Here is a 24,680-nt window from a genome sequence, read left to right as displayed (position 1 = left end):
TGTTAAAACAAATCTAAACTCAATGTTTCATAACTTTTCTGTTCAAAATCTGTAGCCGATAAGCCTAATAAGTGCACACCACCACTAACACAATCAATTTCATCTTCTAAAGAAGATTTAGCGTGTTGATAAATGGTCATCGCATCATTAGTTGCTACAGCTAACGCTGAGCGTCTGGTTATCGTTATAAAATCAGCAGTACGTAATTTAATAACGACTGTCCTAGTCTGTAAATTAAAAGTACGTAATTTTTGAGCTAATTCACAGCTATAATTACGTAGCCATGTAAGTAACTTGTCATAATCATATATATTAACATCAAATGTATGTTCTAACCCCAATGATTTTCGGGGTCTTTTGCTAATAACTGGTCGCAAATCAATTCCTTTTGCTTGCTGAGCAATGATGTACCCAGCTTTATTAAAACGATCCAGCAAGAACTTAATATTTTGTTTCTGCAAATCAGCTCCAGTATAAATCTGTAATTCATGCAATTGCTCTTGCATCTTAACACCGATCCCCGGGAACTTCTCAATTTTTTGACTAGCAATAAATTCTAGAGCATCATCTGGTAAAATGACTGTTCTGCCAAAGGGTTTAGCATATTCTGAACCCATTTTAGCTAAATATTTATTATATGAAACGCCAAAAGAAGAAGTCAGACCCGTTTCCCGATATATATTTTTTTGCAAATTAGTCGCCAACTCCAATGCAGAAAAATTCCCCATTTTATTGGTAGTTACATCCATATAAGCCTCATCTAGTGCTACCGACTCTATAGCATCTGTAATTTCATACATCAATTGATGAATTTTATCAGATACACGTCGATATTTTTCAAAATTAGGCTTAATAAAAACTAATTTTTCAGCTGGAACTAATCTTAATGCTTGCATCGTTGTCATAGCAGAATGAACTCCATATTTGCGAGCTAGATAATTAGCTGTTGCAACCACTCCATGTCCATTACTTTGTCGAGGATCTTGTCCAATAATCACAGCTTTATTTGCTATAGTTGGGTCATCATGGATTTCTACTGAAGCATAAAAGGCATCCATATCTAAATGAATTATTTTACGACTAAAATTATTGCAAGGTAATAACTCGTCCATTTAACGATATATCCAATATGAATCTGCATTTTCAAAAATATTATCCGCTGCATTTGGACCAAAGGCATTAGGTAAATATTGATCTGGTTTAATTGCCATTGAATTTTGTTTACGCCAAGCTGACTCAATTGCATCAATATACCGCCAATATTGGGCTAATTCCATCCAATGAGTAAAATTAGTTCGATCAGCCATAAATACATCATTCAAAAGTCTTTCATAGCCATCAGGAACTTGATGCATTTCTTCAGCATTAAATGCATATGATAAATCTTCAATACGTAATCCTGTACCCACAATTTCCTTGCCATTTAAGCGTAAAACAATTTTGCTTACTGGATCAATCTCAATAGTTATTACATTTTCATTGGCTTTTTCATATAAATCACTGCCTGCTTTTAACACAATATCTATCCGTGATTTCTTTTCTAGCATCTTTTTACCTGTTCTAAAGTAAATAGGAACGCCAGCCAATGGTCCAGTGGTAAATTTAACTTTACCAGCAACATAGGTTTCAGTGCATGAATCGGGAGCAACTTGATCAACATTAATATAAGCAGGTTCATGTTCAGAAGCTAAATATTGACCTCTAACTACACTTTTACTTACTTCATCGTAAGAAGGAATTTGCAAACCTTGCAACAATCTTTGTTTAGCTTCATGGATAGCGTCTGAAGTTAAATTTTTAGGTGCTGGCATAGCTAAGAGCGTAATAATTTGGAAAATATGATTTTGTACCATATCCCGTAACGCACCAGAATTATCATAATATCCGCCACGCGTACCTACACCAATTTTTTCTGCTAAGGTAACTTGAATATTTTTAATATATTCAGCATTCCAGATATTTTTTAATAATGGATTAGCAAAACGTAAAGGGAGAATATTCTGAATCATTTCTTTACCCAAATAATGATCAATCCGATAAACGGATTTTTCGTCAAAACTTGCTCCAATTTCTTGGTTCAACTTTTCAGCAGTCTCATAATCACGTCCAAAAGGCTTTTCGACAATAAGACGATTAAAGCCAGTACCCAGCAATTTTTGATCATTAATATGCGTAGCAATTGTACCAAAAAAGCTGGGAGCCATTGCCATATAAAAAATTCTATTGCCATGACAGTCATATTTTTCATCTAGCTTCTGAGCTAATTGCTTCAAGGCAATATAATGATCAACATGTGTTACATCATGTGATTGATAATAAAAATGAGTAGCGAATCGATCTAAATCAGCTGCATCGACTTGTTCACATGTTTCATTAACTGCATTTTTTACTTGACCACGCAAAAAATCATGCGACCATGGCCTACGAGCTGTAGCAATAACTGCAAAATTATCTGCAATTAGACCTTTACGATATAAATTAAACAAGGCAGGATAAAGCTTACGATGAGCCAAATCACCTGAACCACCAAAAATTATCATTACATTAGGGATATTTTTCATCCACGTAGCTCCCTTTCATCAACTTCAATCTCTATTTTATAATATATTCAAAGCAAACCAAAATAAAAAACGCCGTCCTGGCGTTTTTTTAGTAAAAACAGATGTTATTTTTCTTCATCCTTAGTTTCTACATTTTCATTTGTAGTGACTGGCTTATTAGCTTCTACATCATCTGGCAAAATTTGACGAATAGCACTACGACTAAAAGTCAAAAAGATTCCGTCAGCATCAACTACAATTGTGTCATCACCATTAATAGTATCAATCTTACAATGCATCCCATCAAGCAATATAACTTTATCGCCTTTTTTTAATTCAGAAAGCATCTTCATTCGCACTTGTTGTTGTTTTTTTTGTGGACGAATCATAGCAAAATACATAAATCCGAACATAATAACAACCATAAAGATAGTAACCAACATACTATTGCTTGAATTAGCAGCTAAAAAGAATGTATTCAAAGTATTCACCTCATAAACTCAATTTATTTATACACTTAATTATACAGAAAATATGTTAATTCATCTAGTATCTAACGATATTCCTAATTGCACATATGCTTTAGCATTCGCTACACGACCACGGGGAGTTCTAGAAATAAAGCCTTTTTGTAACAAATAAGGTTCATAAACTTCACTAATAGTCTCTACGTCTTCACCTATATTAGCAGCCAAAGTTTTGATTCCAACAGGTCCTCCATGATAACAATTAATCATTATCTTTAAAATTTTTCGATCTATTTGATCTAATCCTTCATCATCAACTTCAAGTTTAGCTAAGGCATGCTTAGTCGTTAATAAAGATATTGATGTCTCACCATTAACTTCAGCAAAATCACGAATTCTTTTTAATAATCTATTGGCAACACGAGGTGTACCTCTAGATCGCCGTGCTAATTCATGAGCAGCTTCAATATTAATTCCTGTCTCTAATACTCGACTAGAACGTTCTATAATTTGTTGTAATTCATCTTCAGAATAATATTGCATATGTTCAACAATACCAAAACGATCCCGCAACGGAGCAGACAACTGCCCTGCTCGTGTAGTAGCACCAATTAAGGTAAATGGCGATAATGGAACATGAACGGCATGAGCAGCAGAACCTTCTCCAACCATAATATCAACATAAAAATCTTCCATAGCCGAGTATAAGATTTCTTCCACAGTTTTGGCTAAGCGATGAATTTCGTCAATAAATAACACATCGCCTGGCTTTAATTCAGATAATAAGGCCACCAAATCGCCAGCTTTATCAATTGCTGGTCCTGAGGTACTTTTTAAAGTGACCCCCAATTCGTTAGCAATTACAAAGGCCATAGTGGTTTTTCCTAATCCTGGTGGTCCATATAAGAGCACATGATCTAATGATTCGTCTCTTTGTTTAGCAGCTTTAATATAAATTGCCATTTCCGATTTTACTTTTTCTTGACCAATATATTGACTTAAATTGCTAGGTCTTAATGATAATTCAGTTGCTTGCTCCATAGGCGTAGATTCACTGCTAAACAAGTTATCTTTCGTCAAATTGATATCCTCCTCACTATTGCTTTAAAAGTAATTTCAGTGCTTCTTTAATATAAAGATCAGCACTCTGATTTGGAAGTTTTTCCAATTTAGGTTTTATTTTTTCGACTTCTTTATTGCTATATCCTAATGCTGATAAAGCTAGAATTGCATCTTTTAACGCTGGGTTATCCTGATCTAATATTAATTCTAGCTGTGGTTGATCACTAACATCTAATTTACCTTTTAAATCGAGAATAATTTGTGATGCAACTTTTTTACCAACGCCAGGAAATTTAGTCAAATATTTAATTTCACCTTGCTCAATTGCTGCCATCAAAGACTGACTATTTTCAGCAGCCATAATAGCTAAAGCTGATTTAGGTCCAATCCCTGAAACAGAAATCAACTTCAAAAATAACTGCTTATCTTCATTGGTAGCAAAGCCATACAGAGTAATAGCATTTTCACGTACTACCTGTTCTACAAAAATACAATATTGTTTATTTTCAATAAATTGGTATGGATTAGGAGTATATAATTTATATCCTACACCTACAACATCTAAAACTATATAAGCTGGATTGATAATAGTCACTTTACCTTGTAAATATTCAAACATAGATTTTTTCCTTACATTGAGTTATTTTTGAAATAATTTCCGTAAATCATTTTCACTGATTTTAGCAATAATAATTTTACCAAATGGATCATGATAAGGATTAGAACTATTGGATAAACTAGTTAACATTTCTACCATTTCTAGCGAATTAAGCGACTTACGTCTAATATGTTTAGTAGCTACAATTTTTTTAGCAAGTTCTATTCTGATTTTATCAAGTGGTGCATTAATATGAGCCAAAATCAAATCTATCACTGCTTTTATTTGTATTTGATCACAATTTTCTAACCAAAGAGGATATTCCTGCAATACAAAACTTCGGCCACCAAATTCTTCTAAATTAAGTCCTAACTTTTTAAAATCAGCTAATTTATCTTGCACTTTCAAAAAATCAATCATTGAAAAGTCCAAAATAATATTATCTAATAAAGTTTGCTCATAATTATTTTCGGCTTGCATTTGCAATAGCAACTTATCAAAAGCAAGACGATTATCGGCCGCCACTTGATCAACAATATATAAATCATTATCGGCTGTTGCTAATAAATATTCATGCATCTGCCCTAAACATTGCAGCTGTGGCAATCTATTGACTAAAATCTGCTCACTACTTGTTGTAACTTCACTAGACAATTGCGAGGCACTAAATGGTGACAAGGCTGTTTGGGCTTGCACATTTTCATCCCATGTTGTTGTTACTAAATAATGTTCATCTTGTCGGGGATGTTTCAGGCTAACAAAAGTTGTGTCATCTTCTTTAATTTTTGAACTATCATCTGTTAAATCATTTGGTATCGAAAATTCGACTGGAATTCGGCTTGTATCTACAACTGCCTCATTTAAATTGAATTCTAACTGATCTAACTTAGTTTGCTTACTTTCAGTTGCATTATCCAAACTAGCTATTTCATGTTCAGTTGCACCTAACACCTGATCAATTGTTCTGACAATTAAGCGAGCTAATTCTGATTCTTTAGATAAGCGAACTTCTTGCTTAGTAGGATGTACATTAACATCAACTAATAATGGATCCAAATCTATTTTAACAATTGCAAATGGATAACGTCCTTTTATAAGTCTAGTACCATATCCATCAACAATTGCTTGTACCAAACGATAATTTTTAACATAACGAGTATTCAATAACAATGTAATAAAATTGCGAGTGGAACGAGTCTCATCTGCACGTGATATTAAACCAGCAATTTTGAAATCTGGACTTTGAGCATAGATAGCAAGCATCTGTTCGGCAACCTTAATTCCATATATATTAGCAGCAGTTTGTCGCAAGTCATCATGTCCTGTAGTTTTCAATAATTGCTTCTGTCGATTAGTTAATTCAAAAGACACTTGGGGATATCCTAATGCCAATCGATTGACAATATCAACAATTTTCATAATTTCTGTCCGTTCAGATTTTAAATATTTTAATCTTGCTGGTGTATTATAAAATAAATCCTTCACCACAATTTTGGTACCTTGAGGACTAGCTATTGCTTCTTGCTTAACCTTATTACTATCTTCAAAAATTGCATGAATTCCATTAACGTCGCCTGTATTAGTTACAATATCGACTTTAGCAACTGCTGCAATCGAAGCCAAGGCCTCGCCTCTAAATCCTAAAGTTGCTATGTTAAACAAATCATGATTAGTATTGATTTTACTAGTTGCATGACGCATAAATGCTAAATCAATCTCATCAGCTGCAATACCACTACCATTATCTTGTACTACTATTTGCTTTAATCCAGCATCAATAAAGTCAATCTTAATTCTAGTACTACCAGCATCCAATGCATTTTCACACAATTCTTTAATCACACTTGCTGGACGTTCAATAACCTCTCCAGCAGCGATTTGATTAGTTAATTTGGAAGATAGTTTATGTATTTTGGTCATAATTATTATTCCTTATTTTTCAACTCATCCTGCCAATTAGCTACTAATTGCATAACTTGTAACGGTGTTATTTCATTTAAATAAAGATTCTTTATTTGTGTTAAAACATCTTGTTCTTCATCCGACATTTTGTGCTGATCAGAGCTGCCAAATAAATCTAATTGTTCATCACTAAAAGCTGCCTGATTGTCAGAATGTTTTTCTAACTGTTTTAACATATGCGTAGCTTCTCTTAAAACTTTAGTTGGCAACCCTGCTAATTGAGCAACATGAATTCCATATGATTGGTCTGCTGCACCAGGTAAAATTTTGTGTAAAAAAATTAAATGTCCATTCTCCTGTGTTGCACCAACATGTATATTTTTTAAATGTGCCAATTCTTGATCCAAATCAGTTAATTCATGGTAATGCGTAGCAAATAATGTTTTGGCTCCCACTTTATCGTGTAAATACTTAATAATAGCACCAGCTAGTGCCATTCCATCATACGTAGCAGTCCCTCGACCTATCTCATCAAACAAAATCAATGATCTCTTAGTAGCATTATTTAAAGCAATATTAGCTTCACTCATTTCCACCATAAAGGTACTTTTGCCAGAAATCAAGTCATCCCCAGCACCAATTCTCGTAAAAATCTTATCAAAAATAGGTAAAACAGCACTATCTGCAGGAATAAAGCAACCAATTTGAGCCATAATGATAATCAAAGCCAACTGCCGCATATATGTAGATTTACCAGACATATTCGGACCAGTAATCAAAAAAATGTTAGTTTGCTCATCCATTTTTACATCATTAGGAATATATTCTTCATCAGACATGACTTTTTCTACTACCGGATGACGTCCATTAACTATATTAATTGCTGATGAATCTTGACTAAATTGCGGGCAAACATAATTATTCTGCTCACTAAGTAAACTAAAAGTAGACAAAACATCTAATGAAGACAATTGCTTAGCTAATTTTTGCAAAGCTGGAATATACTTTTTAATATCTTCTCGCAAATTAGTAAACAATTCATATTCCAAATCAGTTGAATAATCCTGGGCTTCTAAAATTAATGCCTCATGTTCCTTTAGTTCGACTGTAATATATCGTTCTGCATTAGTTAATGTTTGCTTTCTCATATAACGATCTAATGGAACTTTATTTTTATAAGAATTGGTGACTTCAATATAATATCCAAAAACTTTATTATAACCAACTCGTAAATTGCTGATTCCAGTTTTTTCTCGCTCACTATTAGCCATATCTGCTAGCCATTTTTTACCATTAATCATCGCATCTCGATAACGATCTAATTGACTAGAAACACCCGATTTAATAATGCCACCTTCCTTAGTTGATAAAGGAGGATTTTCTACAATGGTTTTGACAATTAAATCATGAATACCCTTCAGCGGATCTATTTTTTGAGCAAAATTATTTAAAACTTCATTTTTACTATTGGCTAGAATATTGATAATTTCCGGAACAACAGCTAGTGAATCAGCCAATTGCAAAAGTTCTCGTGCATTAGCGGATCCCAAAGCAACTCTTCCTGTCAATCGTTCCAAATCATAAACACCTTGTAGCTGCTTAATTATTTTTTCACGACTAAAATAATCATCAAAAAGTGCTGTGACAACTAATTGTCGTGACTTGATTTCTGATAAAGAAATTAAAGGGCGTTCAATCCATGATTTAAGTAATCGACCACCCATTGCCGTAGATGTCTTATCTAATAGCCAAAATAACGATCCCATTTTCTTGCCAGTTTTGGCAGATTTAATCAACTCCAAATTAGTTTGCACAATATGAGACATTTGCAAATATTGATTAGGCTCATAACTTTGTGTTACTTGCAAATGTGCTAAACTTCTTTTTTGTGTAGCTAACAAATATGCCAATAATTGCTTGGTTGCCGCAATTTCCAACTGATTATGCAATTGCTGAGTTACATAAGATACTTCGGCATGTTCTTTGGAAAGCTTAACTGGCTGAGATAAAGTAATTCCAGCTTTTTTGAGAAAAATTTGTTTATCAGAAGTTAATGTTTCGCCATAAACTAATTCTCTGGTTTGTAAAGACAACAACTCGTTAACAATCATTTCCCAACTAGTTAAATGAGTTGCATAAGATTCACCAGTAGATAAGTCGCAATAAGTTAATCCCCAACCCTGACTGTTTGAGCAAAGCGATGTTAAATAATTACTTTCTTTAGCCTGATCAGGATTATCATTAATTACCGTACCTGGAGTTACTAGCTGAATAATACCTCGTTTAACCATTCCTTGGGCTTTTTTAGGATCTTCTAGTTGCTCACAAATAGCTACCTTATATCCTTTATCAACTAAAGTATTAATATAACTATCAACTGCTAGATGTGGTACACCGGCCATGGGGATCGGTTTAGCTGATTTATTGGATCTATGTGTTAGCGTTAATTCAAGTAACTTAGCTCCTTTTATTGCATCGTCTTCGAACAATTCATAAAAATCGCCAACACGATAAAATAAAAAAGCATCTGGATATTGTTGCTTTATTTTATAATATTGTTCCATCATCGGTGTTATCTTCTCAGCCATCTAATTACTTCCTTTATCACTATCATAACTGCTAAATATTATACACTAAAGCAAAAAGAGTGATTCTGAATTAATATCAAAATCACTCTTATTTTTACTTCAATAATAATTTAATCGGGGGGTTAACTTATTAATTGATTAATTACATTCCCATTCCGGGAACACCTGGATTTGTAGGGCAAGGGCATTGTGCTTTGCTTTCTTCAGGCTCATCAGCAACTACAGCTTCTGTTGTTAATAATAATGCAGCAATAGAAGCAGCATTTTGCAATGCAGAACGAGTAACCTTAGTTGGGTCAATAATTCCAGCAGTAACCATATTCTCCCACTTATCTGTAGCTGCATTGTAACCAATTTCAAGATCTGCATGAAGCAAGTGATCTAAAATAACTGAACCATCTTTACCAGCATTTTCTGCAATTTGGCGAACTGGTGCCGATAATGCTGCTAAAACAATCTTAACACCGGTCTTAGCATCATCAGTATCAGCTTTTACATTGTTATCAATTGCTTTCATAACGTCAACTAAAGCAGTACCACCACCAGCAACATAACCTTCCTCAACAGCAGCACGAGTTGAGTTCAAAGCATCTTCAATACGATATTTCTTTTCTTTTAATTCTGTTTCTGTAGCAGCACCAACTTTAATGACAGCAACACCACCAGAAAGCTTAGCTAGACGTTCTTGTAATTTTTCACGATCAAAGTCAGAACTAGTATCAGCAATTTGTTTCTTAATTTGTTCAGTACGTTCACTGATTGCATCTTTAGAACCCGCACCTTCTACAATTGTAGTGGAGTCTTTAGTAATTGTAATTCTGCCAGCAGTACCTAATTGCTCAATCTTGGTATCCTTTAGTTCTAACCCTAAATCAGATGAAATTACAGTACCACCTGTTAAAATAGCAATATCTTCAAGCATTGCTTTTCGACGATCACCAAAACCTGGAGCTTTAACAGCTACAACATTGAATGTGCCACGAATCTTGTTCAAAACAAGAGTTGGTAAAGCTTCACCATCAACATCATCAGCAATGATTAATAAAGACTTACCTTGCTGTACAATTTCTTGTAATAATGGCAAAATATCTTGAATATTGGAAATCTTCTTATCAGTAATTAAGATATATGGATTTTCTAAATCTGCTTCCATCTTGTCATTATCAGTAACCATGTATTGAGATAAGTAACCACGGTCAAATTGCATACCTTCTACAACTGATAATTCGGTATCGATACCTTTAGATTCTTCAATTGTAATTACACCATCGTGTCCTACTCGTTCCATTGCATCAGCAATCAATTCACCGACTTCGGTTGATGCTGAAGAAACAGAAGCTACTTGTGCTATTTCAGCTTTAGAACTTACTTCATGACTAATTTTATGCAATTCTGCTACTGCAGCCTTAGTAGCTATTTCAATACCACGACGAATACCAACTGGGTTAGCTCCAGCAGTAACATTCTTCATACCTTCACGAACAATTGCTTGTGCTAAAACAGTTGCAGTAGTCGTTCCGTCACCAGCAATATCATTGGTCTTTTGTGCCACTTCAGCTACTAATTTAGCACCTAAATTTTCGAAATGATCTTTCAATTCAATATTTTTAGCGATAGTCACACCATCATTAGTAATATCAGGAGCACCATAGCTTTTCTCTAAAACTACATTTCTACCTTTAGGTCCCAATGTTGTTTTAACAGTATTAGCTAATTTATCTACACCCCTCAACAAGGAGCTTCTTGCATCTTCAGAGAACTTTATATCTTTTGCCATTTAATCTAACCACCTTTTTACTAAATTATTTTATATATGCTAAAATATCTTTTTCATGCAAAACAAGATATTCTTGACCTTCGTATTTTAAATTAGTGCCTGAATATTTATCAAAAAATACTTCTGTACCTTTGGCTACAGTCATCGGTATTAAATTGCCATTTGCATCACGAGCTCCTTGGCCAACAGCAACAACTTCACCTGTTTGAGGCTTTTCCTTTGCGTTAGAAGCTAAGACAATGCCTCCAACATTTTTTTCTTCTTCATCCTTAACTTTAACGATCACGCGATCACCCATTGGTTGTAACACGTTATATACCTCCCATAATGATTTTTAGCACTCTTAAATATTAAGTGCTAACTTACATCTATGATGATACATTGATTTTGAAATTTATGCAAGTTTTTAACACAAAAAAATGAGATTATTACATCTCATTTTCGTGAATTCAAAAAATAATTCAAAGTTTGCAACTCTGTAGCCAAATCAACATTCTGCACACGAACACCGTGAGGCACGATTAATCTAATCGGAGTAAAATTCATAATGCCTTTAATACCTGCTGTTATCATTTCATCAGCCGTTTTTTGAGCTACATCTTGTGGCACACATAAAATAGCGATATTAATCTGTTGATCTTGCAATTGTTGATGCATTTCATTAATATCGTAAACTGGAACACCACAAAGGATGCGACCCGTAATTTTCTTATTGATATCAAAAGCCGCAGAAATCCTAATATTATTTGTTCTTTTAAAATTATAATTTAATAAAGCGTGTCCCATATGACCTACACCAACTAAGGCTACATTAGTTAGAATATCTTGATTCAAAATCTTTTTCAAAAAAGATAACAATCCTTTTACTTCATAGCCATAGCCAGGTTTACCTAAAGCACCAAAATATGAAAAATCTCTTCTAATAGAGACACTATCAACTTGTACTGCTTCGGCTAATTCCGCCGATGATACACGTTTTTTACCTGCATCATCCAAAAAAATCAAATAACGGTAATATAAAGGTAGCCTTTTAGCTGTAGCTCCAGGAATATTACTTTCATCCATTAAAAAAATGCCTCTTTCTTTTAAAATTCGCAGCTAAACGAGCAAATTTTAATATAACTACAACTATCATAATTATAATTGCTAGATAAAATCAAGCAATATTACATATTAATTTATTTTGATATCATAGATTTTATAATTATAGATAATAATTAGCTATGTTACAATAACCTAAGGTGAAAAGATATGATAATAGCACAAGCAAAAAATTTAGAACAACATTTTGGGATAAATCAAATCTTTAACGATGTTGATTTTTCTATCTCAGACAATGCCAGAATTGGATTAGTTGGCCCTAATGGTGCTGGGAAAACTACACTATTAAAGATCATGACAGGACAACAAGAACCATCTGGCGGCAATTTTACAATCAACAAAGATATAATAGTAGGATACATTGCTCAGGAAAATGGATTGAATGAAAACAATAGCATTTGGGAAGAAATGTTAACTGTTTTTGCATCCTTAGTTGACAAAAGTCATAAAATTGAGCAATTGCAAATTGATATTTCAAATGACCCCGAAAATCAAGATTTACTAAAACAATATGATCAATTATCCTATTCCTTTGAACAAGCAGGTGGTTTTACTTATCCTGCAGAAATAAAATCTGTTTTAAATGGCTTTAAATTTTTCCAGGATAGCTGGCATAAAAAAATCAGCACTTTATCTGGTGGTGAAAAAACAAGACTAGCTTTCGTTAAGTTACTACTCAAAAAGCCACCCCTCCTCTTGTTGGATGAACCAACTAACCACTTGGACCTTGACACACTAGAATGGTTAGAAGGCTTTTTAAAAAATTACAAAGGAGCAATTTTAACAGTATCTCACGACCAATATTTTTTAGACAATCTAACAAATGAGATCTTTGAATTGAATTTTGGTAAATTAACGACATTTAAAGGAAATTATACTCAATATGTTCAAGAACGTGAACTAATCAATCGTCAGCAAGAAGCAGCTTTTGAAAAGCAACAAGAACAAATTAAACGTGATGAAGAATTTATCCAAAAGAATATTGTTAGAGCAAGTACTACTAAGCGAGCTCAAAGTCGCCAAAAGCGTTTAGACAAAATCGAAAGGATTACACTACCACAACACAAGCAAAAAGTTCGTATTAACTTTAATGCCGAACGTCAATCAGGTAAAGAAGTATTGATTCTAAAAGATGTCACAATTGGTTATCCTGATAAAATAATGGTTAAAAATATCAATTTTCAAGTAAATAAAGGTGACCGGATAGCAATTATCGGGCCAAATGGAATTGGTAAATCGACCTTATTGAAAACCTTAATGCATAAATTAGAACCAAAAGCAGGTACCATCAAGTATGGTGCTGGCTTAGACATTGGTTACTATGATCAGGAATTACAATCGCTTGATTTTAAACAGACTGTGTTAGATACCATCTGGAATAGGCACAAAACAATGCCTGAAAGTGAAGTTCGATCAATCCTTGCAAGTTTCTTATTCAATGCAAAAGACATTGAAAAAACTGTTGCTCAATTATCTGGTGGTCAGCGTGCTCGTTTAACGCTAACAGTTTTATCCATGGAAAAAGATAACTTCCTTTTGATGGACGAACCAACCAACCACTTAGATATTGAAGCAAAGGAAGTATTAGAACAAGCTCTTGATCATTACGATGGAACTTTACTTTTTGTTTCCCACGACCGTTACTTTATCAACGAATTAGCTAACAAAATTATTGTTATTAACAATGGTACAGCTAAGTTATACAACGGTAACTACCACTATTATTTAGATGAATTAACTAAGCAAAATGCAATAGAAGCATCCAAGCAAGAAGAAATTATTGCTAATGAAGATAACAGTGGCAAGCTATCATATGCTGAACAAAAAGAACGCAACTCTCAAAAAAGAAAACTTGAGAGGGATGTGCAAAATGCCGAAAAGAAAATTGCTGAATTAGAAGAAAAGGAAAAAGATATTCAATTAAAAATGGCAGATCCTATTATTTCAGCTTCTTTTGAAAAATTAGGGCCATTGCAAGAAGAGTTATCACAAATTCAAAGTGAATTAGAAAAAGCCAATGAGACATGGGAAGAAGCTATGTTGAATTTGGATGAATTCGAATAGAAAAAGAAGGTTTAAATCGTAATGATTCAGACCTTCTTTTTATCTGGCAATATTTTTACAAATCATGTTTTATAGCTTTTGCTAAAAATAAATAACTAAAATATGTATTTCCATACTTCCATGTTGGATATATATCATCAGAAATCGTATTTCGTAGTGGATTTATGATTCCCACAGACCCATCAAAATCAGTATTCAATATTAAAAACTGGATAAATTGTGTTAATAATTTAGATATTCCATATTTTTCCAATAAAACATAAGCTACAATCGTTGCCAATTTTATTTCATAACGTTTTCCTAAAAAAAGCAAATATCCTTCTAATACAAACTGGTTGATACCTTCTACATTATCTTTAAGAGCAACTATATAACTAACTTTATCTTCATCTGATAAACTATTATCAATAATAATATCTTCTAACTTTCGGTGATTTAACTTATATCTTAAATTATCTTGAAATTCACTAAAGCTTGGCTTATTCAAAATATTTAGTATTTGTAAATCGTCCTTATCAAGTACATTTTCATGTTTATTAAGCCAATTTTCTATATGTACTAATTCCACAGTTACATCTTTATTTTTGTTCATTTAATAACCAAACTCCTAAAATTTGTTCTATATTACAATCTTCTACATTAATGTTTTGTTTTAACTTACACTTTAAAGATAAGGACAAATATAACACATTGGACCAATCTGATATACAGTAATAGTAATACAATAAAATTTTTTTATCACTATCACTGAGACTTAAATTATGAATATTCAAATTACCTTCATACAATAAAGGTCCAAAATTTATCAACGATATATCTTTTTGGGGAATAGTTATTCTATTTTCATCATTTGTACTTATACAATTTTCCTTAACTTTTTCAAAAAAATCATCTGATAATTCAAATTCAGATATAAAATTCTGCTTTTTTAATGCCTGTACCTCATTATAAAAAATCTGACTAAAATCTTGATCATTAAAAAAAGTAATTAAAAAATTAGCCCACATAATAAATTTGTCTAATTTAAACGGATTAGTATTTATTACAGCCCTGATATTATCCTGCCCTCCGACTATTGAATAAATGATATTAAATATCAATTTTTCAATACTAGAATTTGCGACCTTACTTACAAAATAAAAATCAATCATATTAGTAATAGAATTGAGTAAATCTTCATCTATTTCAGATTCATTTAACTTCTTAATTATTATATGTTCATACCTATTCATATAAATACAACGCTCCTAAAGACACCATTGTAGTATGATAATTTAATCTAAATATTCGTTCTCTAGTATCTCTTTTCGATAAACTAACTCCTGGCCCCAACATAAGACCATCTTGTCTTTGATGTTTTTTCAAAACAGCAACTGCTTCATCGAGTATAAATTTTATATTTTCTTTTGATAGATCATAGTGTAAAAACTTTATACAAATTAGCAATTCCGATAATATATCCATATTGTCTTCTAATATATACAATTGAATTAATCGAAGTAAAAGATATAAATTATCTAAAGTAGAGATTTCAGGCGTAGCTTTTCTGCCCATATCTGTCATATAAAAAATAGTATGAGTAATAGAGTACACATCTATATCCGCATAATAAAAATTATTACCATTCTTGCCTAACGTAGTTAATGGATAAATGGCGTTTAATGAATCAAATTTATTCTTTAACCCTGCTTTTTTAAAGGAATATGCTAAATCTAATCTTCTAAATGCAGTTTTTTTAATTGATAAGCCATGACTATATTCAATTAATTGTTCAATTTTTTCAATATTATAAACCTGTTGGTTTTGATTAAGTAAAAATTCAATTATCGTAGGTAACACCGATATCATGTCTGGATCTCTAACAGCATAATTATAAAAAGATATATTATTTATTAGATTAATAATAAAATTATTAATAATATGTTGCTCGCTACTAGAAAATAGTTTTTGTGGATAAAACATATTTTGTACAAATAAAAGTTCCATAAAAGCTTTGATCTTATACTTATTATCAGCTATTTTGCTCTCATTTCTGGGGTCAAAATATTCTAGATTATCAAATAACCATTTTGCACTTTTTTTATATAACTTTATACTTTCCATTTTTTCTTTCCCGTAGTATTATACAAAGTATGAAAACATTCATATTGATGGTATTTTATTTTTTATTATAACACGGAGGATTATTATGAATGATATTTTAAAGAACAACATTAATGTTTTATCATGTCTTGATGATTCTAAATACATATTCATCTGGGAAAACTTCATTTTTACACAACCTATAGATCCTATAGATAATGGGCATAGCCTAAAAAAGAAAAAGTTTTCTTTTAAACAGATTATTTAACATTTTTTATTATTAATGAATTTGAATAGAAAAAGAAGGTTTAAATCGTAATGATTAAGACCTTCTTTTTATCTGGCAATATTTTTACAAATCATGTTTTATAGCTTTTGAGCTACATAAATTATGCCAAAGGTTTTGTTGTCAAAGTATCGTTAGAGATAGCTATCAAAATGGCATCGACTGTATCTAAAGCTGTTATCAAACTAATATTTTGTGAAATAGCCATTTGTCTTAACTTAAAGCCGAAGGATTCTGGTTCACTATCCCGTGACATGTTATTGATTACTAAGTTAAACTTCTTCTCCTTTAACATTTGCATCAAGGTTGCTTCAGATTCGACTAAATTGAAACGTACACCCATGTCTTGCAATATCTCAGCTACTTCTGGTAAGACAAACACTCTGGCTCCAGTTTGATTAAATTTCTTAGCAATCGCTACTATCCGATCTTTTTCTTTTAAATCAGTAGCTAGCAAAATGCTCATATTAGCAGTCAAATTAATTTTTGCACCAGCAAATGCTTTATATAATGCTTTAGCATAAGTATAATCGCTACCCATAACTTCACCAGTAGATTTCATTTCTGGTCCTAAGTATGGGTCAACACCCGGTAGTTTGTTGAAAGAGAAGACTGGTGCTTTAACATTAATCATTTGACTAGCAGGAGCTAAGCCTGGCTTGTATCCTTGTTCTGCTAAACTTTTGCCCATAATAATCTTAGTAGCTACTTGCACCATTTCAATACCAGTGATCTTACTTAAAAATGGTACTGTCCTGCTAGCACGAGGATTAACTTCAATGACATAAACATCATTATCTCTGACAATAAATTGAATATTCATAATTCCTTGACATTTTAAGGCGATGGCTAATTTGCGAGTAACTTCGCAAATCTTTTGTTGAATATCATCTGAAAAACTTTGTGGTGGGTAAACAGCCATTGAGTCTCCAGAATGTACGCCAGCATGCTCTACATGCTCCATAATACCCGGAATCAAAATATCAACGCCATCACTAATGGCATCCACATCACATTCTTTACCATCCAGATAATCATCTATTAAAATTGGATGATCATTAGTAATGTAGGCATTATTATCCAAGTATTCTTCTAATTCTGCTTCATTATAGACAATTTCCATGGCTTTACCACCTAAAACATAAGATGGTCGTACTAATACTGGATAACCAATCTTAATTGCAGCATCAATTACTCCTTGTCTGGTGGTTGCAGTCAAACCTTGGGGTTGTTTTAAGCCTAAGTTCTTAATAACTTGATCAAATTCTTCTCTATCTTCTGCCCGGTCGATATCTTCAACATCAGTTCCTAAAATTTTGACACCATGTTCTTTCAAACCAGCTGCTAAATTGATAGCAGTTTGAGCACCAAATTGAATGATTACGCCTTCTGGTTTTTCAATATCTACAATATTTAATACATCTTCTAAAGTAATTGGTTCAAAATATAACTTGTCTGAAATTGAGAAGTCGGTTGAAACCGTTTCAGGATTAGAATTAATTACTATTGCCTTATATCCTAGTTTTTGTAACGCTTTAACACAATGAACAGTAGCGTAGTCAAATTCGACACCCTGACCTATTCTAATTGGACCAGACCCCAAAACAATTACTGATTTACTATCAAAGTCAGTGCTCTCATTTTCTTCATCATAAGTACTATAAAAATATGGTGTTTGCGACTCAAATTCAGCAGCACATGTATCCACCATTTTATAAACAGGGATGATATGATTTTGTTTTCTAAATTGGCGAACTTCATTTTCAGTTATATTCCACAAATGAGCAATCGTCAGGTCACTAAAACCATACTTTTTAGCTTCACGCAAAGTAGCAATATCCTGAGGATGGTCTTGAATTGTTTTTTCCATTTCCACCAGATGAGCCACAATATCCAAAAAGTAATAATTAATTTTGGTTAATTCGTGAATATCTTTCATGCTATAGTTACGACGAATAGCTTCTGCTAGATAGAATAAACGATCATCTTGTGCATAAGCCAATTTCTTTTCTAGCAAATTATCATCTGCATTATGAGCCTCTGGCGAAAACAAATCTAATTCGTCAATATCTAAAGAACGAATTGCTTTATGCAAAGCCTCTTCTGCAGTTCTACCTATGGCCATCACTTCACCAGTAGCTTTCATTTGCGTACCTAATTTACGATCTGCTTGGGCAAACTTGTCAAAAGGCCAGCGAGGTATCTTGCAAACGACATAATCTAGTGCTGGTTCAAATTCTGCATAAGTCGTACCAGTAACAGGATTGATAATTTCATCTAAAGTCATCCCTACAGCAATTTTGGCAGCCATTTTAGCAATTGGATAGCCAGTAGCTTTGGAGGCAAGAGCTGATGAACGTGAGACACGCGGATTAACTTCAATCACATCATAATCAAAGCTATTTGGATTCAAAGCTAATTGCACATTACATCCACCTTCTATCTTTAAAGCTCGAATTAAATTCAATGAGCAATCACGTAACATCTGATATTCTTTATCAGATAAAGTTTGTGAAGGCGAAAATACAATCGAATCACCTGTATGAATACCTACAGGATCAAAATTTTCCATGCAACAAACAATCATACAATTATCTGTACAATCACGCATAACTTCAAATTCAATTTCTTTGTAACCAGCGATTGATTTTTCAATTAAACATTCAGTTACTGGTGATAAATCTAATCCTCTAGCCACAACTGTTGCTAATTCTTTACGATTGTTGCAAATACCACCACCAGTACCACCCATTGTAAAAGCAGGACGAACAATAATTGGATATCCAATTTTTTCAGCAAAAGCCAAAGCATCTTCAGCATTATGTACAGTTAATGATGGCGGCACTGGTTCTCCTAATTGCTTACATAATTTCTTAAATTCTTCACGGTCTTCAGCTTGTTCAATAGATTTTAATTTTGTGCCTAAAAGTTCAATATTTAATTTATCCAAAATTCCAGTTTTAGATAACGCTAACGCCATATTCAAACCATTTTGACCACCTAAAGTTGGCAAAATAGCATCAGGATATTCTTGATAAATGATTCTAGTTAATGCTTCTACAGTTAATGGTTCCAAATAGACCTTATCCGCTATTTCTGTATCAGTCATAATCGTTGCTGGATTGGAATTAACTAAAATAACTTCATAACCTTCTTCTCGCAGTGCTAAACATGCCTGAGTTCCTGAATAATCAAATTCTGCAGCCTGACCAATAATAATTGGACCAGATCCGATTACCATTATCTTGTGAATATCTTTTCTTTTAGGCATTATTTCTTTCCTTTCTTTGATCAATTAATTGAATAAAATCATCAAATAGACTAACTGCATCATGTGGACCAGGTGTTGCATCTGGATGAAATTGTACAGAAAAGGCATCATATTTTTTATGTCTTAATCCTTCAACTGTACCGTCATTAATTTCAACATGAGTAACAAACAAATTTTCTTTATCCACTGACTCAGGATCTACTGCATAACCATGATTTTGCGAAGTAAAAGCAATATTGCCTGTGGCAATTTCTTTAACTGGATGGTTAAATCCACGATGTCCGAATTTCATTTTATATGTTTTAGCACCATTAGCTAAAGCAAAAATCTGATGTCCCATACAAATTCCCATCAATGGATAGTGTTTTTCAATTTCTCTAACCATCTTAGCTGCATCTGTCATCTCTTCTGGATCACCAGGGCCATTAGATAATAAAACACCGTCCGGATTAAGGTTCATAATTTCTGCTGCACTAACGTTATAAGGTTTAACAATACAGTTGCATCCCCTTTTAGTTAGTTCTTTCAAAATACTATGCTTAATACCAAAATCAACAACAACGATATTTCGTTTGGAACCAGGAATTGGGTAAGAATTTTTAGTAGAAACTTGGCTAATAATGTTAGCAGTAACATTGCTATTCTTTAATTTTTCCACAACTTCATCTAAATGATCGATGCTATCACAGATTGCTCCCCTTAAAGTACCATGCATTCTAATCTTCTTAACTAATTGCCTAGTGTCAATACCGCTAATAGCAGGTACATTAATATGTTTTAAGAAATTAGGTAACGTATCTTGCATGCGCCAATTATCTGGCTTTCTTGCTAGCTGATGACAAATAACGCCCTTAATTTGCGGTGCTAAAGATTCATAATCTGATAAAGTAATACCATAATTGCCAATTAATGGATTAGTAAAAACTAATATTTGATTAGCATAAGATTGATCGCTGATTGCTTCTTGATAACCAGTCATACCAGTAGTAAAAACAACCTCACCAATTGTTTCAATGTTTGCACCAAAGCCTTCTCCTGCATAAAATGTTCCATCTTCTAAGATTAAATAACGCATCAAGCTACCTCTTTTCTTTGATACACAATATTTCCATCAACAATTGTATAAGCAGTAGTGCCATATACTATATTGCCTGTAAATGGTGTATTTTTACCTTTAGATTGATATTCTGATATTTGCAATTGGTGGGGCTGATTTAAATCAAATATTGCAATATCAGCCGGTTCTCCTACTACTAAACGTCCACAGTGTTTTAAATTAAATAAATCAGCTGGTCTAACTGTCAACCAGGTCAATAATTGTTCCAAGCGAACGATTCCTGTTTTAACTAATTTGGTATAAAGCATACTAAAACATGTTTCACTACCTGTGATACCAAAAGCTGCATTTAACATACTGCCCTCTTTTTCATAAGCTGCGTGAGGTGCATGGTCAGTTGCAATAAAATCAACTGTGCCATCTAATAATCCTTCAATTAATGCCATTTGATCATCCTTAGAACGTAGAGGTGGATTCATTTTGTAATATGGATCATCCGTTAAAATATCATCTTGCGATAAAAGAATATGATGTGGTGCAGCCTCACAAGTTACATTAATTCCTCTTTTCTTTGCTATGCGAATTAAATCTAAACTTGTTTTTGTAGACACATGACACACATGATAATGAACACCTGTTTTGGCAGCTAAGAGTAAGTCACGAGCTATTTGCGTCGTTTCAGCCAATTCACTGATTGCTGGCAAATTAAATTTCTCTGCTTTATCCCCTTCATTAATGACGCCTTTATTAAATAAGCTATCATCTTGTGCGTGGGCAGCAACGATTAAGTTATTCACTGCAGCTTTTTGCATAGCTTTATACATTGTTTCAGCACTTTGAACACCAAAGCCATCATTACTTAAAGCAAATGCTCCAGCTTCTTTTAATGCTTGATAGTCTAAAATTTCATCACTATTTTCATCTTTGGTTAAAGGTGCATACTGTAGAATATGAACTATACCTTTTTTCTGATTTTCCACAACCATCTTGCTTAACAATGCTGCAGTATTAGGAACTGGCTTGACATTAGGCATCGCTCCTACAGTTGTAAAACCACCGTGAGCTGCAGCTTTAGAACCAGTAGTAATAGTTTCTTTATAAGTTAAACCGGGGTCTCGATAATGAACATGTAAATCAACTAATCCTGGTGTAACCAATAAACCGGTAGCATCAATTTCATGATCAGCAGTTAAGTTATGCCCAATTGCAGCAATTTTTCCTTCTGATATTAAAATATCTGTTAGAGATAAAATATCATTATAGAATACTAAACCTCCCTTGATTAACCAGGACATTATGCTAATCCTCCTAATTTACGACCATACATTACAGCTTCAATCATTGCCATCCGCATAAATACACCATTTTGCATTTGTCTAAAGAAATAACATTTCGTCGCTTCAACCAAACTGCCTGCTAATTCCACATCATGATTAATGGGGCCGGGATGCATAATCATCGCATTTTCTTTCAAGCACTCATATCTTTTTTGATCAATACCATATTTTTGATGATAATCTGTAGCACTAAAATTTTTATCTTCTTCCATATGTCGTTCATGTTGAACACGTAGTAACATAACAACATCCATTTTTTCAAGCAAACTATCTAAAGGTAGATACTTACCATATTGATCAAATTGATGATCATACCAGCAACTTGGACCAGAAAAGTAAATTTCCGCTCCCAATTTTTTCAAAATTTCCATATCACTACGTGCAACACGAGAATTAACAATATCACCTACAATGACTACTTTTAAATTATCAAAGTGCCTAAAATGTTCATAAATAGTCATCATATCTAACATACATTGTGAGGGATGTTGACCACTGCCATCACCCGCATTAATAATGCCCATATCCAAATGCTGATGCTCGGATAAATTAATTAATGAATCATAATATCGATTTTTAGAATGACGAATCACTTCTAAATCAATCCCAATAGCATTCATAATTAGTGAAGTATCATATAAAGTTTCGCCTTTTTTTACTGAACTATGTGCTGGATCAAATGGAATAACTGTTAAGCCTAATTTTCTTTCTGCCATTTCAAAACTAGTATGTGTTCTAGATGAATTTTCAAAAAACATATTAGTAACATAGACAGGTTTTGTTAATGGAGTCGGTTTTGCTCCATTTTTAAATTCTTCGGCACGCTTAATTAAATTAAAAACCTGTTCAGTTGTTAAATCTTCTACAGTAGTAAAATGTGATAATTTGACTGGTTGCATGAAAATAATCTCCTTTAACAAAACAAAAACCTGAAGCCATCGCTCCAGGTTCAGTAAAAAGTTCTAAGATCACCTTATGAAAAAGGTGGTCAACCTTTTCGACCCTCACCGGAGCCAATTAAATGGTTGATACTTATATTATGATTCTAATTTTTCTAATTCTATACTATCTTTGTTATCGATTTCTTCAACATTAACCGAAACTTTTTCATTTAATGCAGTAGGAATATTTTTACCAACATAGTCTGCACGAATAGGTAATTCTCGATGTCCTCGATCCACTAATACCGCTAATGAGATACTATTTGGACGTCCCATATGAATCAATGCATCCATCGCAGCTCTAATAGTTCTACCAGTATATAAAACATCATCAATTAAAATGACATTTTTTTTATTAACATCTGTATTACATTCTGTTGAATTAACTACAGCTTCATTAGATAGTGAAACATCTTGACGATCATCTCGGTATAAAGTAATATCAAGCACACCAACAGGAATTTTGACACCTTCTAATTCTTCTATTCGCTTGGCAATTCGCTTAGCTAAATAAACACCACGGGTCTTAATCCCAAATAACACTAAATTTTCAGTTCCCTTATTTTTTTCAATAATTTCATATGAAATTCGCGTCAAAGCTCGCTTAATTGCAATCTTATCGAATAATTCCTTAATCATCTAATATCCCCTTACAATCTATAATGTACCTAATATATTATAAAATTAAAATTTATATTGTCCAATCAATTCATTTATATCGTCTACTTTAAGCTCATTTAACAAAGTTTCCAAATCAGCCACTAAATGAGGAATAGCTAATCCATCTTTAAAATGTGCTGTTCCCACTGCAACAGCACTGGCACCAGCTAACATAAACTCAACGATATCTTCTGCAGTTTCGATCCCGCCCATACCAATGATTGGTAATTTAACTGCTTGATGCACTTGAGCTACCATTCTCACAGCCACTGGTTTAATTGCCGATCCAGACCAGCCACCAAAGCCATTACCTAAAGTTGCCTTATGAGTTTTAATATCAATACCCAATCCTAATAAAGTATTAATCATCGAAAGACCATCGGCTCCTCCACGTTCAGCAGCTTGAGCTATTTCAACAATATTGGTAACATTTGGCGTTAACTTAATATAAACTGGAATATTAACTACTTTTTTTATTTCTGAAGTTAGTTTTTCAACAACAACAGGATCAGTTCCCAAATGCATGCCTCCAGCAGCAACATTTGGACAAGAAACATTAATTTCCAATGCATTTAGCAAACCAGAATCACTTAATTTTTTAGAAATAGTTATATAATCACTAATCTGTGATCCACCTACACTAGCAATCAATGGCAATTGTGGATATTGTTCTTTAAAAGGAGCAATTTTATCACTAATAACTTTATCGACACCTGGATTGGTTAATCCTACTGAATTAAGAACTCCATTTTTCATGACCGCAATTTGCGGCTGTGGATTACCAATTCTAGCATGCAAAGTTGTGGTTTTAAAAACCATAGCTCCCATTTCATTTAAATCATACTTTTTTGCTTGAGGTACATCCCCAAAACCAAAAGTTCCACTAGCTGGCATAATTGGATTTTTCAAATTCAAACCTGGTAATTTAACATTTAGCTTACTCATAT

The 24,680-nt window shown here is 33.1% G+C and carries 21 protein-coding genes; 2 read left to right on the top strand and 19 right to left on the bottom strand.

Going from position 1 to position 24,680, the window contains the following annotated elements:
• Positions 1 to 2: 2 nt before the first annotated feature.
• The 10 genes from dinB to G6Z82_RS01765 all read right to left on the bottom strand — a co-directional run bounded on the left by dinB (position 3) and on the right by G6Z82_RS01765 (position 11,999).
• Positions 3 to 1,112 (bottom strand): DNA polymerase IV, encoded by a 1,110-nt coding sequence (gene dinB / locus G6Z82_RS01810; protein ID WP_164785732.1) that lies wholly within the window; start codon positions 1,110 to 1,112, stop codon positions 3 to 5.
• Positions 1,113 to 2,561, bottom strand: coding sequence for a glucose-6-phosphate dehydrogenase (gene zwf / locus G6Z82_RS01805; protein WP_006735519.1), 1,449 nt, complete (start codon positions 2,559 to 2,561; stop codon positions 1,113 to 1,115). It abuts the gene before it with no gap.
• A gap of 104 nt (positions 2,562 to 2,665) precedes the next feature.
• Complete coding sequence (gene yajC, locus G6Z82_RS01800) at positions 2,666 to 3,022, bottom strand: preprotein translocase subunit YajC (protein WP_006732995.1); 357 nt, start codon at positions 3,020 to 3,022, stop codon at positions 2,666 to 2,668.
• A gap of 60 nt (positions 3,023 to 3,082) precedes the next feature.
• Positions 3,083 to 4,048 carry a Holliday junction branch migration DNA helicase RuvB gene (ruvB, locus tag G6Z82_RS01795; protein ID WP_006728864.1) on the bottom strand — a complete coding sequence of 322 codons (966 nt, stop codon included), beginning with the start codon at positions 4,046 to 4,048 and terminating at the stop codon, positions 3,083 to 3,085.
• 55 nt (positions 4,049 to 4,103) lie between these two features.
• Positions 4,104 to 4,688: a Holliday junction branch migration protein RuvA gene (gene ruvA / locus G6Z82_RS01790; RefSeq protein ID WP_006733000.1), complete on the bottom strand. Its 585-nt coding sequence runs from the start codon at positions 4,686 to 4,688 to the stop codon at positions 4,104 to 4,106.
• Positions 4,689 to 4,709: 21 nt separating this feature from the next.
• On the bottom strand, positions 4,710 to 6,587 hold the full coding sequence (gene mutL, locus G6Z82_RS01785; protein ID WP_164785731.1) for a DNA mismatch repair endonuclease MutL: 1,878 nt from the start codon (positions 6,585 to 6,587) through the stop codon (positions 4,710 to 4,712).
• Positions 6,588 to 6,592: 5 nt separating this feature from the next.
• Positions 6,593 to 9,157 carry a DNA mismatch repair protein MutS gene (gene mutS, locus G6Z82_RS01780; RefSeq protein ID WP_164785730.1) on the bottom strand — a complete coding sequence of 855 codons (2,565 nt, stop codon included), beginning with the start codon at positions 9,155 to 9,157 and terminating at the stop codon, positions 6,593 to 6,595.
• A gap of 142 nt (positions 9,158 to 9,299) precedes the next feature.
• Complete coding sequence (gene groL, locus G6Z82_RS01775) at positions 9,300 to 10,934, bottom strand: chaperonin GroEL (RefSeq protein WP_006734893.1); 1,635 nt, start codon at positions 10,932 to 10,934, stop codon at positions 9,300 to 9,302.
• A 25-nt stretch (positions 10,935 to 10,959) separates the two neighbouring features.
• Positions 10,960 to 11,244: a co-chaperone GroES gene (gene groES, locus G6Z82_RS01770; protein WP_006730467.1), complete on the bottom strand. Its 285-nt coding sequence runs from the start codon at positions 11,242 to 11,244 to the stop codon at positions 10,960 to 10,962.
• A 125-nt stretch (positions 11,245 to 11,369) separates the two neighbouring features.
• Positions 11,370 to 11,999 (bottom strand): redox-sensing transcriptional repressor Rex, encoded by a 630-nt coding sequence (locus tag G6Z82_RS01765; protein WP_006728870.1) that lies wholly within the window; start codon positions 11,997 to 11,999, stop codon positions 11,370 to 11,372.
• A 186-nt stretch (positions 12,000 to 12,185) separates the two neighbouring features.
• Between G6Z82_RS01765 and G6Z82_RS01760 the strand changes: the two genes are divergently transcribed.
• Positions 12,186 to 14,099, top strand: coding sequence for an ABC-F family ATP-binding cassette domain-containing protein (locus G6Z82_RS01760; protein WP_006736702.1), 1,914 nt, complete (start codon positions 12,186 to 12,188; stop codon positions 14,097 to 14,099).
• A 55-nt stretch (positions 14,100 to 14,154) separates the two neighbouring features.
• Here G6Z82_RS01760 and G6Z82_RS01755 read toward each other — a convergent pair whose 3' ends face one another.
• Genes G6Z82_RS01755 through G6Z82_RS01745 form a run of 3 tightly spaced genes read right to left on the bottom strand, consistent with a single transcriptional unit; the run spans position 14,155 to position 16,202 of the window.
• Complete coding sequence (locus G6Z82_RS01755; protein ID WP_006736703.1) at positions 14,155 to 14,691, bottom strand: hypothetical protein; 537 nt, start codon at positions 14,689 to 14,691, stop codon at positions 14,155 to 14,157.
• Positions 14,678 to 15,331 (bottom strand): hypothetical protein, encoded by a 654-nt coding sequence (locus G6Z82_RS01750; protein ID WP_006736704.1) that lies wholly within the window; start codon positions 15,329 to 15,331, stop codon positions 14,678 to 14,680. The genes G6Z82_RS01755 and G6Z82_RS01750 overlap by 14 nt, the downstream gene beginning before the upstream one ends.
• Complete coding sequence (locus G6Z82_RS01745; protein ID WP_006736705.1) at positions 15,324 to 16,202, bottom strand: DUF6895 family protein; 879 nt, start codon at positions 16,200 to 16,202, stop codon at positions 15,324 to 15,326. The genes G6Z82_RS01750 and G6Z82_RS01745 overlap by 8 nt, the downstream gene beginning before the upstream one ends.
• Positions 16,203 to 16,287: 85 nt before the next feature.
• Between G6Z82_RS01745 and G6Z82_RS01740 the strand changes: the two genes are divergently transcribed.
• Positions 16,288 to 16,449, top strand: a complete 162-nt coding sequence (locus tag G6Z82_RS01740) for a hypothetical protein (protein WP_006728875.1) — start codon at positions 16,288 to 16,290, stop codon at positions 16,447 to 16,449.
• A 121-nt stretch (positions 16,450 to 16,570) separates the two neighbouring features.
• Here G6Z82_RS01740 and carB read toward each other — a convergent pair whose 3' ends face one another.
• From carB to G6Z82_RS01710, 6 genes are all read right to left on the bottom strand, one after another.
• Complete coding sequence (carB, locus tag G6Z82_RS01735; RefSeq protein ID WP_164785729.1) at positions 16,571 to 19,738, bottom strand: carbamoyl-phosphate synthase large subunit; 3,168 nt, start codon at positions 19,736 to 19,738, stop codon at positions 16,571 to 16,573.
• On the bottom strand, positions 19,731 to 20,813 hold the full coding sequence (carA, locus tag G6Z82_RS01730) for a glutamine-hydrolyzing carbamoyl-phosphate synthase small subunit (protein ID WP_006728877.1): 1,083 nt from the start codon (positions 20,811 to 20,813) through the stop codon (positions 19,731 to 19,733). The genes carB and carA overlap by 8 nt, the downstream gene beginning before the upstream one ends.
• Positions 20,813 to 22,090, bottom strand: a complete 1,278-nt coding sequence (locus G6Z82_RS01725; protein WP_164785728.1) for a dihydroorotase — start codon at positions 22,088 to 22,090, stop codon at positions 20,813 to 20,815. The genes carA and G6Z82_RS01725 overlap by 1 nt, the downstream gene beginning before the upstream one ends.
• Positions 22,090 to 23,031 carry an aspartate carbamoyltransferase catalytic subunit gene (locus G6Z82_RS01720; RefSeq protein WP_006733013.1) on the bottom strand — a complete coding sequence of 314 codons (942 nt, stop codon included), beginning with the start codon at positions 23,029 to 23,031 and terminating at the stop codon, positions 22,090 to 22,092. Before G6Z82_RS01720 ends, G6Z82_RS01725 begins: the two co-directional genes overlap by 1 nt.
• A 138-nt stretch (positions 23,032 to 23,169) precedes the next feature.
• Positions 23,170 to 23,712 (bottom strand): bifunctional pyr operon transcriptional regulator/uracil phosphoribosyltransferase PyrR, encoded by a 543-nt coding sequence (pyrR, locus tag G6Z82_RS01715; RefSeq protein ID WP_006728880.1) that lies wholly within the window; start codon positions 23,710 to 23,712, stop codon positions 23,170 to 23,172.
• A 45-nt stretch (positions 23,713 to 23,757) separates the two neighbouring features.
• Positions 23,758 to 24,678, bottom strand: a complete 921-nt coding sequence (locus tag G6Z82_RS01710) for a dihydroorotate dehydrogenase (RefSeq protein ID WP_006730476.1) — start codon at positions 24,676 to 24,678, stop codon at positions 23,758 to 23,760.
• Positions 24,679 to 24,680: the final 2 nt, after the last annotated feature.

It is taken from the genome of Lactobacillus iners (assembly GCF_011058775.1).
In the GTDB taxonomy this organism is placed as follows: Bacteria; Bacillota; Bacilli; order Lactobacillales; family Lactobacillaceae; genus Lactobacillus; species Lactobacillus iners.
This window is presented reverse-complemented; position numbering and strand designations above follow the sequence as displayed.

Coding starts and splice junctions, on each gene's coding strand:
- dinB (WP_164785732.1), bottom strand. CDS start 1,112: ATGGACGAGTTATTACCTTGCAATAATTTTAGTCGTAAAATAATTCAT.
- zwf (WP_006735519.1), bottom strand. CDS start 2,561: ATGAAAAATATCCCTAATGTAATGATAATTTTTGGTGGTTCAGGTGAT.
- ruvB (WP_006728864.1), bottom strand. CDS start 4,048: ATGGAGCAAGCAACTGAATTATCATTAAGACCTAGCAATTTAAGTCAA.
- ruvA (WP_006733000.1), bottom strand. CDS start 4,688: ATGTTTGAATATTTACAAGGTAAAGTGACTATTATCAATCCAGCTTAT.
- mutL (WP_164785731.1), bottom strand. CDS start 6,587: ATGACCAAAATACATAAACTATCTTCCAAATTAACTAATCAAATCGCT.
- mutS (WP_164785730.1), bottom strand. CDS start 9,157: ATGGCTGAGAAGATAACACCGATGATGGAACAATATTATAAAATAAAG.
- groL (WP_006734893.1), bottom strand. CDS start 10,934: ATGGCAAAAGATATAAAGTTCTCTGAAGATGCAAGAAGCTCCTTGTTG.
- G6Z82_RS01765 (WP_006728870.1), bottom strand. CDS start 11,999: ATGGATGAAAGTAATATTCCTGGAGCTACAGCTAAAAGGCTACCTTTA.
- G6Z82_RS01760 (WP_006736702.1), top strand. CDS start 12,186: ATGATAATAGCACAAGCAAAAAATTTAGAACAACATTTTGGGATAAAT.
- G6Z82_RS01755 (WP_006736703.1), bottom strand. CDS start 14,691: ATGAACAAAAATAAAGATGTAACTGTGGAATTAGTACATATAGAAAAT.
- G6Z82_RS01750 (WP_006736704.1), bottom strand. CDS start 15,331: ATGAATAGGTATGAACATATAATAATTAAGAAGTTAAATGAATCTGAA.
- G6Z82_RS01745 (WP_006736705.1), bottom strand. CDS start 16,202: ATGGAAAGTATAAAGTTATATAAAAAAAGTGCAAAATGGTTATTTGAT.
- G6Z82_RS01740 (WP_006728875.1), top strand. CDS start 16,288: ATGAATGATATTTTAAAGAACAACATTAATGTTTTATCATGTCTTGAT.
- carB (WP_164785729.1), bottom strand. CDS start 19,738: ATGCCTAAAAGAAAAGATATTCACAAGATAATGGTAATCGGATCTGGT.
- carA (WP_006728877.1), bottom strand. CDS start 20,813: ATGCGTTATTTAATCTTAGAAGATGGAACATTTTATGCAGGAGAAGGC.
- G6Z82_RS01725 (WP_164785728.1), bottom strand. CDS start 22,090: ATGTCCTGGTTAATCAAGGGAGGTTTAGTATTCTATAATGATATTTTA.
- G6Z82_RS01720 (WP_006733013.1), bottom strand. CDS start 23,031: ATGCAACCAGTCAAATTATCACATTTTACTACTGTAGAAGATTTAACA.
- pyrR (WP_006728880.1), bottom strand. CDS start 23,712: ATGATTAAGGAATTATTCGATAAGATTGCAATTAAGCGAGCTTTGACG.
- G6Z82_RS01710 (WP_006730476.1), bottom strand. CDS start 24,678: ATGAGTAAGCTAAATGTTAAATTACCAGGTTTGAATTTGAAAAATCCA.